Source organism: Cellulomonas phragmiteti (assembly GCF_016862775.1).
GTDB classification, from domain to species: domain Bacteria; phylum Actinomycetota; class Actinomycetes; order Actinomycetales; family Cellulomonadaceae; genus Cellulomonas; species Cellulomonas phragmiteti.
Window position 1 is genome coordinate 197,926 of the sequence record NZ_BONP01000001.1, and the last position, 13,216, is coordinate 211,141.

At 74.9% G+C, this 13,216-nt stretch carries 11 protein-coding genes; all 11 read left to right on the forward strand.

Features of this window, described 5'->3' with window-relative positions:
* The first annotated feature begins 17 nt into the window (after window positions 1–17).
* The gene (gene smc, locus Cph01nite_RS00955) at window positions 18–3,578 is read left to right on the forward strand and encodes a chromosome segregation protein SMC (protein WP_203670476.1); all 3,561 of its coding nucleotides are present in this window, start codon (window positions 18–20) and stop codon (window positions 3,576–3,578) included.
* Between the two features lie 119 nt (window positions 3,579–3,697).
* A complete protein-coding gene (locus Cph01nite_RS00960; RefSeq protein ID WP_239068944.1) occupies window positions 3,698–4,039 on the forward strand; it encodes a hypothetical protein in 342 nt (113 codons plus the stop codon).
* Window positions 4,040–4,095: 56 nt separating this feature from the next.
* Entirely contained in the window at window positions 4,096–5,298 is a 1,203-nt protein-coding gene (gene ftsY, locus Cph01nite_RS00965) for a signal recognition particle-docking protein FtsY (RefSeq protein ID WP_203670477.1), read from the forward strand.
* A 183-nt stretch (window positions 5,299–5,481) separates the two neighbouring features.
* Window positions 5,482–6,789, forward strand: a complete 1,308-nt coding sequence (locus Cph01nite_RS00970) for an ammonium transporter (RefSeq protein WP_203670478.1) — start codon at window positions 5,482–5,484, stop codon at window positions 6,787–6,789.
* On the forward strand, window positions 6,789–7,130 hold the full coding sequence (locus tag Cph01nite_RS00975) for a P-II family nitrogen regulator (protein WP_013116698.1): 342 nt from the start codon (window positions 6,789–6,791) through the stop codon (window positions 7,128–7,130). Before Cph01nite_RS00970 ends, Cph01nite_RS00975 begins: the two co-directional genes overlap by 1 nt.
* Before the next feature lie 21 nt (window positions 7,131–7,151).
* Entirely contained in the window at window positions 7,152–8,948 is a 1,797-nt protein-coding gene (locus tag Cph01nite_RS00980) for a [protein-PII] uridylyltransferase (RefSeq protein ID WP_203670479.1), read from the forward strand.
* Window positions 8,949–8,977: 29 nt separating this feature from the next.
* Window positions 8,978–10,600: a signal recognition particle protein gene (ffh, locus tag Cph01nite_RS00985; protein ID WP_203670480.1), complete on the forward strand. Its 1,623-nt coding sequence runs from the start codon at window positions 8,978–8,980 to the stop codon at window positions 10,598–10,600.
* Window positions 10,601–10,605: 5 nt separating this feature from the next.
* Entirely contained in the window at window positions 10,606–11,694 is a 1,089-nt protein-coding gene (locus Cph01nite_RS00990; protein WP_203670481.1) for an amidohydrolase family protein, read from the forward strand.
* Window positions 11,695–11,896: 202 nt separating this feature from the next.
* Window positions 11,897–12,331 (forward strand): 30S ribosomal protein S16, encoded by a 435-nt coding sequence (gene rpsP / locus Cph01nite_RS00995; RefSeq protein ID WP_203670482.1) that lies wholly within the window; start codon window positions 11,897–11,899, stop codon window positions 12,329–12,331.
* Complete coding sequence (locus tag Cph01nite_RS01000) at window positions 12,331–12,570, forward strand: RNA-binding protein (RefSeq protein WP_191783510.1); 240 nt, start codon at window positions 12,331–12,333, stop codon at window positions 12,568–12,570. Before rpsP ends, Cph01nite_RS01000 begins: the two co-directional genes overlap by 1 nt.
* A 79-nt stretch (window positions 12,571–12,649) precedes the next feature.
* Window positions 12,650–13,213, forward strand: coding sequence for a ribosome maturation factor RimM (gene rimM, locus Cph01nite_RS01005; RefSeq protein WP_203670483.1), 564 nt, complete (start codon window positions 12,650–12,652; stop codon window positions 13,211–13,213).
* The last annotated feature ends 3 nt before the right edge of the window (window positions 13,214–13,216 follow it).

Below are 13,216 nucleotides of genomic sequence, written 5' to 3' on the forward strand. Positions count from 1 at the left end.
TTGCCTAGGCTGCCTACGTGCACCTCAAGACCCTGACCCTGCGCGGGTTCAAGTCGTTCGCCTCGGCGACGACCCTGAACTTCGAGCCGGGCATCACCTGCGTCGTCGGACCCAACGGTTCCGGCAAGTCCAACGTGGTGGACGCGCTCGCGTGGGTCATGGGCGAGCAGGGCGCCAAGTCGCTGCGCGGCGGCAAGATGGAGGACGTCATCTTCGCCGGCACGTCCGGTCGCCCGCCGCTGGGCCGGGCCGAGGTGGCGCTGACGATCGACAACTCCGACGGCGCGCTGCCCATCGAGTACTCCGAGGTGACGATCTCGCGGACGCTGTTCCGCAACGGCGGGTCCGAGTACGCGATCAACGGGCGCGGGTGCCGCCTGCTCGACATCCAGGACCTGCTGTCGGACTCCGGCCTGGGCCGGGAGATGCACGTCATCGTCGGCCAGGGGCAGCTGGACGCGGTGCTGCGCGCCACGCCGGAGGAGCGCCGGGGCTTCATCGAGGAGGCCGCGGGCGTCCTCAAGCACCGCAAGCGCAAGGAGAAGGCGCTGCGCAAGCTCGACGCGATGCAGGGCAACCTCACGCGGCTGGGGGACCTGACCGCGGAGATCCGCCGTCAGCTCGGTCCGCTCGGGCGGCAGGCCGAGGTCGCCCGCAAGGCCGCGGTCGTGCAGGCGGACCTGCGCGACTCACGCGCCCGGCTGCTCGCCGACGACCTCGCGCAGCTCCGCGCCCGGCTCGAGCAGGAGATCGCCGACGAGTCGGCGGTCCGGGAACGGCGCGAGGCCGTCGAGGCGCAGCTCGCCGAGGCGCGTGGCCGGCTGGGTGCGCTCGAGCGTGAGGCCGCGCAGGCCGCGCCCGCGGTGAGCGAGGCGGGGGAGGTCTGGTACCGGCTGTCGTCCCTGCGGGAGCGGGTCCGGGGCACGGCGTCCCTCGCGGCCGACCGCGCGCGGCTGCTCGGGACCGCGTCGAGCGAGCGCTCCGGCGGCCAGGACCCGGCCGACCTGGAGGCGCAGGCCGAGCGCGTCCGCCAGGCGGAGGCCGAGCTCGCGGCCGAGGTCGAGCTCGCGCGGGCGGCGGTCACGGCGGCCGGCGCCGCGCGGCAGGAGGCCGAGGCCGCCGCGACCGCGGCCGAGCGCGCGCTGGCCGACCTGCAGCGCGGCGCCGCGGACCGGCGCGAGGGCGTCGCCCGCCTCGCCGGGCAGGTCGCGGCCCGCCGCAGCCGCGTGGAGGCCACCGAGGCCGAGATCGGCCGGCTGCGCGCGAGCCTGGCCGCGGCCGAGGAGCGGGCCCGCGACGCCACGACGCAGTTCGCCGCGCTCGAGTCGCAGGTGGCGGGCGTCGAGGAGGGGGAGGAGGGGCTCGACGCGGAGCACGAGGCGGCCGCGGAGGCGCTGGACGTCGCGACCGCACGCGTCGCCGCCCTCGAGGACGAGCTGCGCTCCGCCGAGCGCGAGCGCGACCAGCAGACGTCGCGCGCGGAGACCCTCGAGATGTCACTGAGCCGCAAGGACGGCGCCGGTGCGCTCCTGGCCGCGGACGGGCTCCCCGGCGTCGTGGGCTCCGTCGCCGCCCTGCTCAGCGTCGACGCACGCGACGAGGAGGCGATCGTCGCGGCGCTCGGCGCGGTCGCGGACGCGGTCGCCGTCGAGTCGGTCGACGCGGCCGTCGACGCGATCCGTCACCTGCGCACCGAGGACGCGGGCCGGGCGACGCTCATGGTCGCGGGCGCGGGACAGCCGCCCGCCACGACGCTGCCGACGGGAGTCGACCGTGCCGTCGACCTGGTGCAGGCACCGGCGGCCGTGCTCGACGCGGTGCGCGCCCTGCTCACCGGCGTCGTCGTCGTCGACGACCTGGCGACCGCACGGCCGCTGGTCGCGGCGCACCCGGACCTGGTGGTCGCGACGCGCACGGGTGACCTGCTCTCGCGGTTCCGCGCCTCGGGGGGATCGGCGTCCGCGCCCAGCGCGCTGCACCTGCAGGGCGCGCTCGACACCGCGCGCGCGGCCGCGCAGTCCGCGACCACCGCCGCGGAGCGGCTGCGCTTCGAGCTCACGACCGCACGGGACGGACGCGCGGCGGCCCAGGCCGACGTGGACGCGACCCTGGACCGCCTCAACGAGTCCGACGCCGCGCTCGCCGCCGTGGCCGAGCAGCTCGGTCACCTGGGGTCCGCGTCGCGGGCCGCACGTGCCGAGGCGGAGCGCGTGCAGCGCTCGCTGGACGCGGCGAGCGAGACCCTCGCCGCCGACCACGCCACGCTCGCCGAGCTGACCGCACGGCTCGCGGCCGTCGAGGACGCGCCGGAGGACTCCGAGGCGGCGATCGCCGCGGCGACCGGGCGGCGCGACGCGACGGCGCAGGAGGCCACGGCCGCCCGCGGCCGCGAGACCGAGTCGCGGCTGACGCTGCGCACCGGCGAGGAGCGCGCCCGCGCGCTGGCGGGCCGCGCCGAGTCGCTCGAGCGGGCGGCGGCCGCGGAGCGGGCGGCGCGCGAGAAGGCCGCGCGCCGCGAGCAGGAGCGCGCCCGGCAGGCGGGCGTCGCCCGTGCCGTGCACACCGGCGCGGTGCACACGGGCCGGCTGCTCGACCACGCGCTGCGGCGCGCGTCGGACGAGCGCGACGCCGCCGAGGCGGCACGCGCCGAGCGGGACGCCGCCCTGGCCACGGTCCGGTCGCGCGTCGACGCGCTGGCGCGGGACCTCGCCGAGCTGACGGACGTGGCGCACAAGGACGAGGTCGCGCGCGCCGAGCAGCGGCTGCGCATCGAGCAGCTCGAGACGCGTGCCGTCGAGGAGCTCGGCCTCGACCCGCAGGTGCTCCTCGAGGAGTTCGGCCCCCACCGCGACGTGCCGGTCGTCCCGGCTCCGGGCGCCGAGCCCACCGACGACGCACCGGCGGCCGTGCCGTACGTGCGCGCCGAGCAGGAGAAGCGCCTGCGCGCCGCCGAGCGGGCCCTCTCGCTGCTCGGCCGGGTCAACCCCTTGGCGCTCGAGGAGTTCGCGGCGCTCGAGGAGCGCCACCAGTTCCTCGTGGAGCAGCTCGCCGACCTCAAGAAGTCCCGCGCGGACCTGCTGGAGATCGTCAAGGACATCGACCAGCGCGTCGAGCAGGTGTTCACCGACGCCTACCGGGACACCGCGGCGGCGTTCGACGTGGTCTTCCCCCGGCTGTTCCCCGGAGGCGAGGGGCGCCTCGTGCTCACCGATCCCGACGACATGCTGACGACGGGCATCGAGGTCGAGGCGCGCCCCGCGGGCAAGAAGGTCAAGCGGCTCTCGCTGCTGTCGGGAGGAGAGCGGTCGCTCACGGCGGTCGCGCTGCTGGTCGCGATCTTCAAGGCGCGTCCCAGTCCGTTCTACGTCATGGACGAGGTCGAGGCCGCGCTCGACGACGCGAACCTCGGCAGGCTCCTGGGGATCTTTCGCGAGCTGCAGGAGGACTCCCAGCTCATCGTCGTCACGCACCAGAAGCGGACGATGGAGATCGCGGACGCGCTGTACGGCGTCACGATGCGCGGGGACGGTGTCACCACCGTGATCAGCCAGCGGATGACCGAGGACGTCCCGGCCTGAGGGGTCCGCGGGACGTCGTGGCCGCGTCCGGGTGACGGGGTGTGAAGGTTGTGCGGGGGTTCGGGCGTGGGCACGTGCGTCGGCGCGCCCGGCCCGCCGGGGGGCCGGAGAATCGCCCTGTGGCCGTCGTGATCTGGATCCTTGTCGCACTGCTCGTCGCAGCGGCGGTGCTCGTCGTCGTCTCGTCGGGCGCCGACGAGGACGGCCCGTGGCGGACGTTCCTGCGCGGCCTGCGCGGCCGTCGTCACCCCGACGCCGAGCAGGCGGCCGCAGCGCGCGCCGCCGCCGCCGACCCGGTGGACCTCTCGCTCGCGGACTTCCTGCGCGCGACCGCCTCCGAGGGGGACGGCTACCTGCACCCCGAGGAGCTCGTCGAGGACCTGCGCACCGCGCGCGAGCGCGCCGCCCAGGTGGTGCGCCCCCGCCGCGAGGCCGCCGAGGCGCAGGGCGCGACCCGCTGACGTCCGCCTGACGTCCCAGGTCGCCGCAGGGTCCCGCCGCCCGACAGACTGTCCGCGTGGACCTCAACGACTTCCTGCCCTACCTCATCGGGATCCCCGTGCTGGCGGCGGGCGCCGCCGCCGCCGTCGGGGTGCGTCGACGCCGCCCCGGCGGTCCGACCCCGCCGCCCGCCGACGGTGCGCCGTCCGGGACGGCCGTCGCCGACCGGCCGTCCGGTCCGTCGCCCGTCGCTCCGGACGTCCTCGACCGCCCGGCGCCGGGCGTCGACGACCTGGTCGTCCCCGAGGACCTGGCCGCGCCGGCGCTGGAGACCCCGGAGCCCACGGCCGGGCGGCTGCGCCGGCTGCGCGAGCGGCTCGCGCGCTCGGGCTCGCCCCTGGGCACGCGCCTGCTGGGCGTGCTGTCCCGCGACCACCTCACCGAGGACGACTGGGACGAGCTCGAGGAGACCCTGCTGCTCGCCGACGTCGGAGCCGGTCCCACGGACGAGCTCATCGCGGCGCTGCGCACGCGCGTGCGCGTCGACGGGCTGCGCGACGGGGAGCAGGCCCGCGCGGTGCTCCGCGAGCAGCTGCTCGCCCTCGTCGACCCCTCCCTGGACCGGTCGCTGGCCACCACGCCCACCACGGGGGAGGACGGCACCCGGGTGCCTGCCGTCGTGCTGGTGGTCGGGGTCAACGGCACCGGCAAGACGACGACCGTCGGCAAGCTCGCCCGTGTCCTGGTCGCCGACGGCAGCAGCGTCGTCCTCGGTGCCGCGGACACGTTCCGCGCCGCGGCGGCCGACCAGCTGCAGACGTGGGGCTCGCGCGTCGGCGTCCCCACGGTCCGGTCGGACCGCGACGGCGCCGACCCCGCGGCCGTCGCCTTCGACGCCGTGCGGACGGGCGTCGCCGACGGTGCGGACGTCGTGCTGGTCGACACCGCGGGCCGCCTGCAGAACAAGGCGGGCCTCATGGACGAGCTGGGCAAGATCACGCGGGTCATCACCCGCACGGCCCCGCTGTCGGAGGTGCTGCTGGTCCTGGACGCCACGACCGGTCAGAACGGCCTCAACCAGGCGCGCGTCTTCGGCGAGGTCGCCGGCGTGACGGGCATCGTCCTCACCAAGCTCGACGGCACGGCGAAGGGCGGCATCGTCGTGGCGGTGCAGCGCGAGCTCGGCGTGCCGGTCAAGCTGATCGGGCTCGGGGAGGGGCCGGACGACCTGGCGCCCTTCGACCCCGAGGCGTTCGTCGACGGCCTGCTGCAGGCCTGACGTCCGTGCCGCGGGCCGGGACGAATCGTCCCGGCCGCTGGACGTCCGCCCAGCACGAAACCCAACGTTTACGCGGCGAGGGTCGCTGTCACACGTGCGTAACCCGCGTGCCGGTCCTGTGAAACCGCCCCGCTCCACAGTTGTCCCCAGTCCGGCCGCCCGGCTGGCGAGGGGAGTGCAGACATGGAGTGGGACACCGGAGCCGCAGCCTGGATGCTGACGTCAGCATCCCTCGTGCTCCTCATGACGCCAGGACTGGCGTTCTTCTACGGGGGCATGGTCAGGGGCAAGTCCGTCCTCAACATGATGATGATGTCGTTCGGTGCCATCGGCGTCGTGGGTGTCATCTACGTGCTGTGGGGCTGGTCGATGTCGTACGGCTCGTCGATCGCCGGCATCTTCGGCAACCCGTTCGACCAGTTCGGTCTGAGCGGCACGATGTTCGACGCCGACGGCGCGGCCGTGGTCAGCCCGCTGGGTGACTACCCGCAGGTCATCGACGTCGCCTTCCAGGTGACGTTCGCGATCATCACCGTCGCGCTGATCAGCGGCGCGATCGCCGACCGCACCAAGTTCGGCACGTGGCTCGCGTTCGTCGCGGTCTGGGTCACGGTCGCGTACTTCCCGATGGCCCACATGGTGTGGGGCGGCGGTCAGCTGTCCGGCGCCGAGGGGTCGATCGCCGCGGCGATCTTCGGCACCACGGACGGTGTCGCGAACACCGCACCCATCGACTTCGCCGGTGGCACGGTCGTCCACATCAACGCCGGTGTGGCCGCCCTCGTCCTCGCGCTGATCATCGGCAAGCGCAAGGGCTTCGGCACCGAGGCGATGCGCCCGCACAACCTGCCGTTCGTCATGCTGGGCGCCGCCCTGCTGTGGTTCGGCTGGTTCGGGTTCAACGCGGGCTCGGCGTTCGGCGCCAACGAGACCGCCGGCCTCGCCTGGGTCAACACGACCACCTGCACCGCGGCCGCCATGCTCGCCTGGCTCCTCACGGAGAAGATCCGTGACGGGCACGCCACGTCCCTGGGTGCCGCGTCCGGCATCGTCGCGGGCCTCGTGGCGATCACCCCGGCGGCGGGCGCGCTGCGCCCCGTGACCTCGATCATCCTGGGTCTGGTCGTGGGTGTGCTCGCCGCGCTCGCGGTGGGGCTGAAGTACAAGTTCGGCTACGACGACTCGCTCGACGTCGTGGGTGTCCACCTGGTCGGCGGTCTCGTCGGTACCGTGATGATCGGCTTCCTCGCCGCGGACGGCGGTCTGTTCTTCGGTGGTGGCGCCAACCTGCTCGTCATCCAGGTGGTCATCGCGCTCGTCGCGATGGTGTTCTCCGGCCTGACGACGCTGGTGATCGGTCTCATCCTCAAGGCCACGCTCGGGTGGCGCGTCTCGCAGGACGTCGAGGTCGGCGGCATCGACCTCGCGGTGCACGGCGAGACCGCGTACGAGAACCTGGGCGGCGCCCGTGTCGTGTCGGAGGTGAAGTGATGACGAAGCTCGTGACGGCGATCATCCAGCCGCACCGGTTGGACGACGTGAAGTCGGCCCTCGAGGCCGCCGGGGTCCGCGGCCTGACGGTCAGCGAGGCCAGCGGCTACGGCCGCCAGAAGGGGCACACCGAGGTCTACCGCGGTGCCGAGTACACCGTGGACCTCGTGCCCAAGGTCCGCATCGACGTCCTGGTCGCGGACGAGGACGTGGCCGGTGTCACCGAGGTGGTGGTGCAGGCTGCGCAGACCGGCAAGATCGGCGACGGCAAGGTCTGGGTCGTGCCGGTGGAGGACGTGGCTCGCGTCCGCACCGGTGAGCACGGCGACGACGCCCTCTAGACGGACGGTCGCAGCGCACAGATGACGACCGGACGGCCGCCCGCGGGGGGCGCGGCCGGGTCGCCGCAGCAGCCGCAGGTCCCGCACCCCGCCGGGGTGCGGGACCTGCGCGCTGCGAGGCTCGACCTGGCGGCACGGATGATGGCACCGGGCAGCGACGGCGTGGCACGACGCCGCGCCGTGTCCGACCTGGTGGTGGGCGCGCTCGCGCGGCTGTGGACGGAGGCCACCGAGGGGCGCGACGTGCAGGGCGTGGCGCTCGGTGTCGTCGGCAGCGTGGGCCGCGGCGACGCGAGCCCGGTCTCGGACCTCGACCTGTTGCTCGTGCACGAGGGCAGGGGGCACTCCGCCGGCGAGCTCGCCGAGCTCGCCGAGCGCCTGTGGTACCCGATCTGGGACGCGGGTCTCGACCTCGACCACTCGGTCCGCTCGCTCGCGCAGTGCCGGCAGGTCGCGTCCAAGGACCTGCCGGCGGCCGTCGGGCTGCTCGAGCTGCAGCCCGTGGCGGGCGACGGCGTCGTCATCGCACGTGCCACGTCCGCGCTGCTCGCGGACTGGCGGTCGGCCGCACGGCGCCGGCTGCCCGAGCTGCTCGCCTCGACGCGCCAGCGTGCCGACCGGCACGGCGAGCTCGCCTACCTCATCGAGCCGGACCTCAAGGAGGCACGCGGCGGGATCCGGGACGCGGTCGTCCTGTCGGCGCTCGCCGCCACCTGGCTCACCGACCGCCCGCACGGAGCGGTGGACCACGCGTACACGCACCTGCTGGACGTGCGTGACGCGGTCCAGGTGGTGACGCGGCGCCACACCAACCGGCTGCTGCAGGCCGACCAGGACGAGGTCGCCTCGCTCGTCGGCTTCGACGACCGCGACGACCTGCTCGCGTCGATCGCGGAGTCCGGGCGCGTCATCTCCTACGCGCTGGACACCACGGCGCGCAACGCGCGCCAGGCGCTGCAGCGTCCGGCGCGGGCGCCGCTGCTGGTGCGCGGGCGGCGGACGCCACCCCGCCTGCGCACGATCGCCGAGGGGCTCGTGGAGCACGACGGCGAGATCGTGCTGGCCGTCGACGCACGGCCCGCGGAGGACCCGGTGCTGTCGCTGCGCGCGGCGGCGACGGCGACCCGCACCGGTCTGGTGCTGTCCCCGGTGACCGTCGCGAGCCTCGAGGCGACCCCGCCCCTGCCGACGCCCTGGCCGCGCGCGGCACGCCAGCAGCTGCTGCACCTGCTCGGCTCGGGGCCCGCCCAGGTCCCGGTCTGGGAGGCTCTCGACCTCGCGGGCGTCGCGACGACGTGGATCCCGGAGTGGGCGGGGGTGCGCAACCGGCCGCAGCGCTCGGCCATCCACCGGCACACCGTCGACCGGCACCTCGTCGAGACCGTGGCCCGGGCGAGCCGTGACCGGCGGGCGGTCGAGGCGCCGGACACCCTGCTGCTCGCCGCGCTGCTCCACGACATCGGCAAGCGCGCGGGCGCCGGCGACCACTCGGTCGAGGGAGCCCGGCTCGCCGGGCCGATCGTGGCGCGCATGGGGTTCGGCCCCCAGGTGGTGGCCGACGTGACGCGGCTCGTGCGCGAGCACCTGACGCTCTCGGAACTCGCCACGAGCGCCGACCACGAGGACCCGGCGACGCTCGCCCGGCTGCTCGACGCCGTCGACCACCGGGCCGACCTGCTGGCGCTGCTGCGCGCGCTCACCGAGGCCGACGCGTCGGCGGCGAGCCCGGCCGCGTGGACGGCGTGGCGCGCGACGCTGGTCGACGACCTCGCCGCCCGGGCCGCGCGTGCACTGGCGGGTACCCTGGGACGTCCGTAGCCGTCCCGCCGACCACCGCGAGGCCCAGGTTGTTCGCCACCCTCTCCGACCGTCTCACGTCGACGTTCAAGAACCTCCGTGCGAAGGGTCGCCTGTCCGAGGCGGACATCGACGCGACGATCCGCGAGATCCGACGTGCGCTGCTGGACGCCGACGTCGCCGTCCCGGTCGTGCGCCAGTTCACCGGTGCCGTGCGCGAGCGTGCCCTGTCGTCCGAGGTCTCCGGCGCGCTGAACCCGGCGCAGCAGGTCGTCAAGGTCGTCAACGACGAGCTCGTGGCGATCCTCGGCGGGCAGACGCGCACGCTCGCGTTCGCCAAGCAGCCGCCGACCGTCATCATGCTCGCGGGCCTGCAGGGCGCGGGCAAGACGACGCTCGCCGGCAAGCTCGCGCTGTGGCTGCGCGAGCAGGGCCACACCCCGCTGCTCGTCGCGGCGGACCTGCAGCGACCCAACGCGGTGACGCAGCTGCAGGTCGTCGGGGAGCGCGCAGGCGTGCCCGTCCACGCGCCGCACCCGGGCAACCAGGGCGCCGTCGACGTCCTGCCCGCCGGCGCGGACCCGGTCGCGGTCGCGCGCGCGGGCCTGGACACGGCCCGGCAGAAGCAGCACGACGTCGTGATCGTCGACACCGCCGGGCGGCTCGGCGTGGACGCCGAGCTGATGGCGCAGGCGTCCGACATCCGTGACGCCGTCGACCCCGACGAGGTGCTGTTCGTCGTCGACGCGATGATCGGCCAGGACGCCGTGACCACGGCGCAGGCGTTCGCCGACGGGGTGGGCTTCACCGGCGTCGTCCTGTCGAAGCTCGACGGGGACGCCCGCGGTGGTGCGGCGCTGTCGATCGCGAGCGTCACCGGCCGCCCCATCATGTTCGCCTCGACGGGTGAGAAGCTCACCGACTTCGAGGTGTTCCACCCGGACCGCATGGCGTCCCGGATCCTCGACATGGGCGACGTGCTCACGCTCATCGAGCAGGCGGAGAAGGCCTTCGACGCCGAGCAGGCCGAGAAGATGGCCGGCAAGCTCGTCGCCGGCGAGGACTTCACGCTCGAGGACTTCCTCGTGCAGATGCAGCAGCTCAAGAACATGGGCTCGATCAAGAAGATGTTCGGCATGCTCCCGGGCATGGGGCAGATGCGCGAGGCCCTGGAGAACTTCGACGAGCGCGAGGTCGACCGGATCGAGGCGATCATCCGCTCGATGACCCCCGGCGAGCGGCAGAACCCCAAGATCATCAACGGCTCGCGGCGCTCCCGCATCGCCCGCGGGTCGGGGACGACGACGAGCGAGATCAACCAGCTGCTCGAGCGGTTCGACGGCGCGAAGAAGATGATGCGGCAGATGGCCAAGGGCGGTGGCATGCCCGGCGGGATGCCGGGCATGGGCAACCTGCCCGGCATGGGCGGCAAGAAGTCGCGCGGACGGCAGGCGCCGCAGCCGAAGCGGGCCAAGGGCGCGCGCTCCGGCAACCCCGCGAAGCGTGCGGAGCAGGAGCGCGCGGCCGCGGCCCGCGCCGCGGGCGAGGCCCCGGCCGCTCCCGCGGGGTCCGCGTTCGGGCTCGGCGCCACCCGCGACGCGGCGCCGGACGCCGCCGCGTTCGACCCGAGCGACCTGCCCGCCGGGCTCGGGGACCTCTTCAAGGGTCGCTGAGCGCGGTGATCACCCACCTGCGGGGCACGGTCGTCCTCGACGACGAGCACGAGGTCGGCGAGGCCTGGGTCGTGGGGGACCGCCTCACGCTGGAGCAGCCCGCCGAGGCGCCGGAGGTGGTCCTCGAGGGCTGGGTGCTGCCCGGCCTGGTCGACGTGCACTGCCACGTCGGTCTGGCGGCCGACGGCCCCGTGGACGACGCGACGGCGCAGGTGCAGGCGTGGGCCGACCGGGACGCGGGCGTGCTGCTCGTGCGCGACGCCGGTTCCCCGTCCGACACGCGGTGGATGGACCAGCGGCCCGACCTGCCGCGGCTGCTGCGCGCCGGCCACCATCTCGCGCTGCCCAAGCGGTACCTGCGCCACTACGGCCGTGAGCTCGCGGACCCGTCGCTGCTGCCGCAGGCCGTGCGGGAGGAGGCGGCACGCGGTGACGGCTGGGTCAAGATCGTCGCGGACTGGATCGACCGGGACCTCGGGGCCGAGGGGGACCTGCGGCCGCTGTGGCCCGCCGACGTCCTCGCGGAGGCCGTCGCGGCGGCCCACGCCGCCGGCGCGCGCGTGACCGCCCACACCTTCAGCCACGAGGCGATCGACGCGCTGCTGGACGCGGGGGTCGACGGGCTCGAGCACGCCACGGGAGCCACGCCCGCGCAGATCGAGCGCATCGCGGCGGCCGGCGTCCCGGTCACGGCGACGCTGCTGCAGGTCGGCCGGTTCGCGGACATCGCGGCCCAGGGCGAGGCCCGGTACCCCCGCTTCGCCGCGCGCATGCGCGCGATGCACGCGCGGCGGTACGAGCACGTGCGCGACCTGCACGACGCGGGCGTGCGGGTGCTCGTCGGCACCGACGCGGGCGGCACGATCGGCCACGGGGAGATCGCGGCGGAGGCCGCCGAGATGGTGCGTGCCGGGATCCCGGCGCACGACGTCGCGGCGGCCGCCTCGTGGCGGACCCGCGCCTGGCTGGGCGTCCCGGGTATCGCCGAGGGGAGCAGCGCCGACGTCGTCGTCTACGGCGCCGACCCGCGGGCCGACATCCGGGTGCTGGCGCGCCCGCAGGCCGTCGTGCTGCGGGGCGTGCGGGTGCGCTGACGGCGTGGCGCGCCCGGCCGCCCCGCGGCGCGGGTGCCGTGTTGGGAGCGGTCGCCCGCATCTGGCACAATGGTCGGCTGTACTCGGTCCGCGCAGCCCCTCTACCTGTGCGGGGTCCGTGTCCTCCGGCCCACGACGGCGCGCCCACCCCACGGGAGGCGCCGCACGGCCACCCCGGCAGACATCAGGAGAACACCACCTCGTGGCAACGAAGATCCGTCTCAAGCGCCTGGGCAAGATCCGCGCGCCGTACTACCGCATCGTCGTCGCCGACTCGCGCACCAAGCGCGACGGTCGCGTGATCGAGGAGATCGGCAAGTACCACCCGACCGAGGAGCCGTCGCTCATCGAGATCACCTCGGAGCGGGCGCAGTACTGGCTGGGCGTCGGCGCGCAGCCGACCGAGCAGGTGCTCGTGCTGCTCAAGATCACCGGCGACTGGCAGAAGTTCAAGGGCCTGCCGGGTGCCGAGGGCACCCTGCGCGTCAAGGAGGCCAAGGTCGACCCGAAGGCCGCCGTCGAGGCTGCCGCGCTGGACGCCGAGAAGGTCAAGGCGAAGGCGTCGGAGAAGAAGGCCGCCGCCGCCGCGCAGGAGCCCGCCGAGCAGGCTGCTCCGGCCGAGGACGAGCAGGCCTGATGCTCGCCGACGCGCTCGAGCACCTGGTGCGCGGCATCGTCGACCACCCGGACGACGTGCACGTGCGCTCGTCGTCGCTGCGCCGTGGGGAGATGCTCGAGGTGCGGGTGCACCCCGAGGACCTCGGGCGCGTCATCGGCCGCGGTGGCCGGACCGCTCGTGCGCTGCGCACGGTCGTCGGGGCGCTGTCGCCCGACGGTGCCGTGCGCGTCGACGTCGTCGACGTCGACCGGCGCTGACCGCAGACACCCGACGGCCCGGTCCCTCGACGAGGGACCGGGCCGTCGTCGTCCCCGACACGTCGGGGGAGGGAGTGACATGCTGCTGACCGTCGCCCGCATCGGGCGCCCCCACGGGCTGCGCGGGGAGGTCGCGCTGGACGTGCGGACCGACGTGCCGGCGGACCGGCTGGTCGTCGGGGCGCGGTTCGCCACCGAGCCGGCGGACGCGGGGCCGCTCGAGGTCGCGCAGGTCCGCGACGCCCAGGGGCGGTGGTACGTCACGTTCGCCCAGGTCGCCGACCGCACCGCCGCCGAGGCGCTGCGCGGCGTCGCGCTCGTCGTGGAGTCCGACGACGACGAGCACGACGACGACGGCTGGTACCCGCACGAGCTCGTGGGCCTGCGCGCCGAGCACGCGTCCGACGGTCGCGTGCTGGGCGAGGTCGTGGGGCTGGAGCACCTGCCGGCGCACGACGTCCTGGTGCTGCGCGAGCCCGACGGCGCCCGCACGCTCGTCCCCTTCGTCGAGGCGATCGTGCCCGTCGTCGACGTGACCGGCGGACGCGTCGTGCTCGACCCGCCCGGTGGTCTGCTCGCGGCCGACGCCGCGAACCTCGTGGTCAGCGACGAGACCCGCGGCGACGCGTCCGACGAGGACTGAGAC

What these genes read in the sequence shown, in the direction of transcription:
- Cph01nite_RS00970 (WP_203670478.1), top strand. Translation starts at nt 5,482, where the DNA reads ATGGAGTGGGACACCGGAGCCGCAGCCTGGATGCTGACGTCAGCATCC.
- Cph01nite_RS00975 (WP_013116698.1), top strand. Translation starts at nt 6,789, where the DNA reads ATGACGAAGCTCGTGACGGCGATCATCCAGCCGCACCGGTTGGACGAC.
- Cph01nite_RS00980 (WP_203670479.1), top strand. Translation starts at nt 7,152, where the DNA reads ATGACGACCGGACGGCCGCCCGCGGGGGGCGCGGCCGGGTCGCCGCAG.
- Cph01nite_RS01000 (WP_191783510.1), top strand. Translation starts at nt 12,331, where the DNA reads ATGCTCGCCGACGCGCTCGAGCACCTGGTGCGCGGCATCGTCGACCAC.
- rimM (WP_203670483.1), top strand. Translation starts at nt 12,650, where the DNA reads ATGCTGCTGACCGTCGCCCGCATCGGGCGCCCCCACGGGCTGCGCGGG.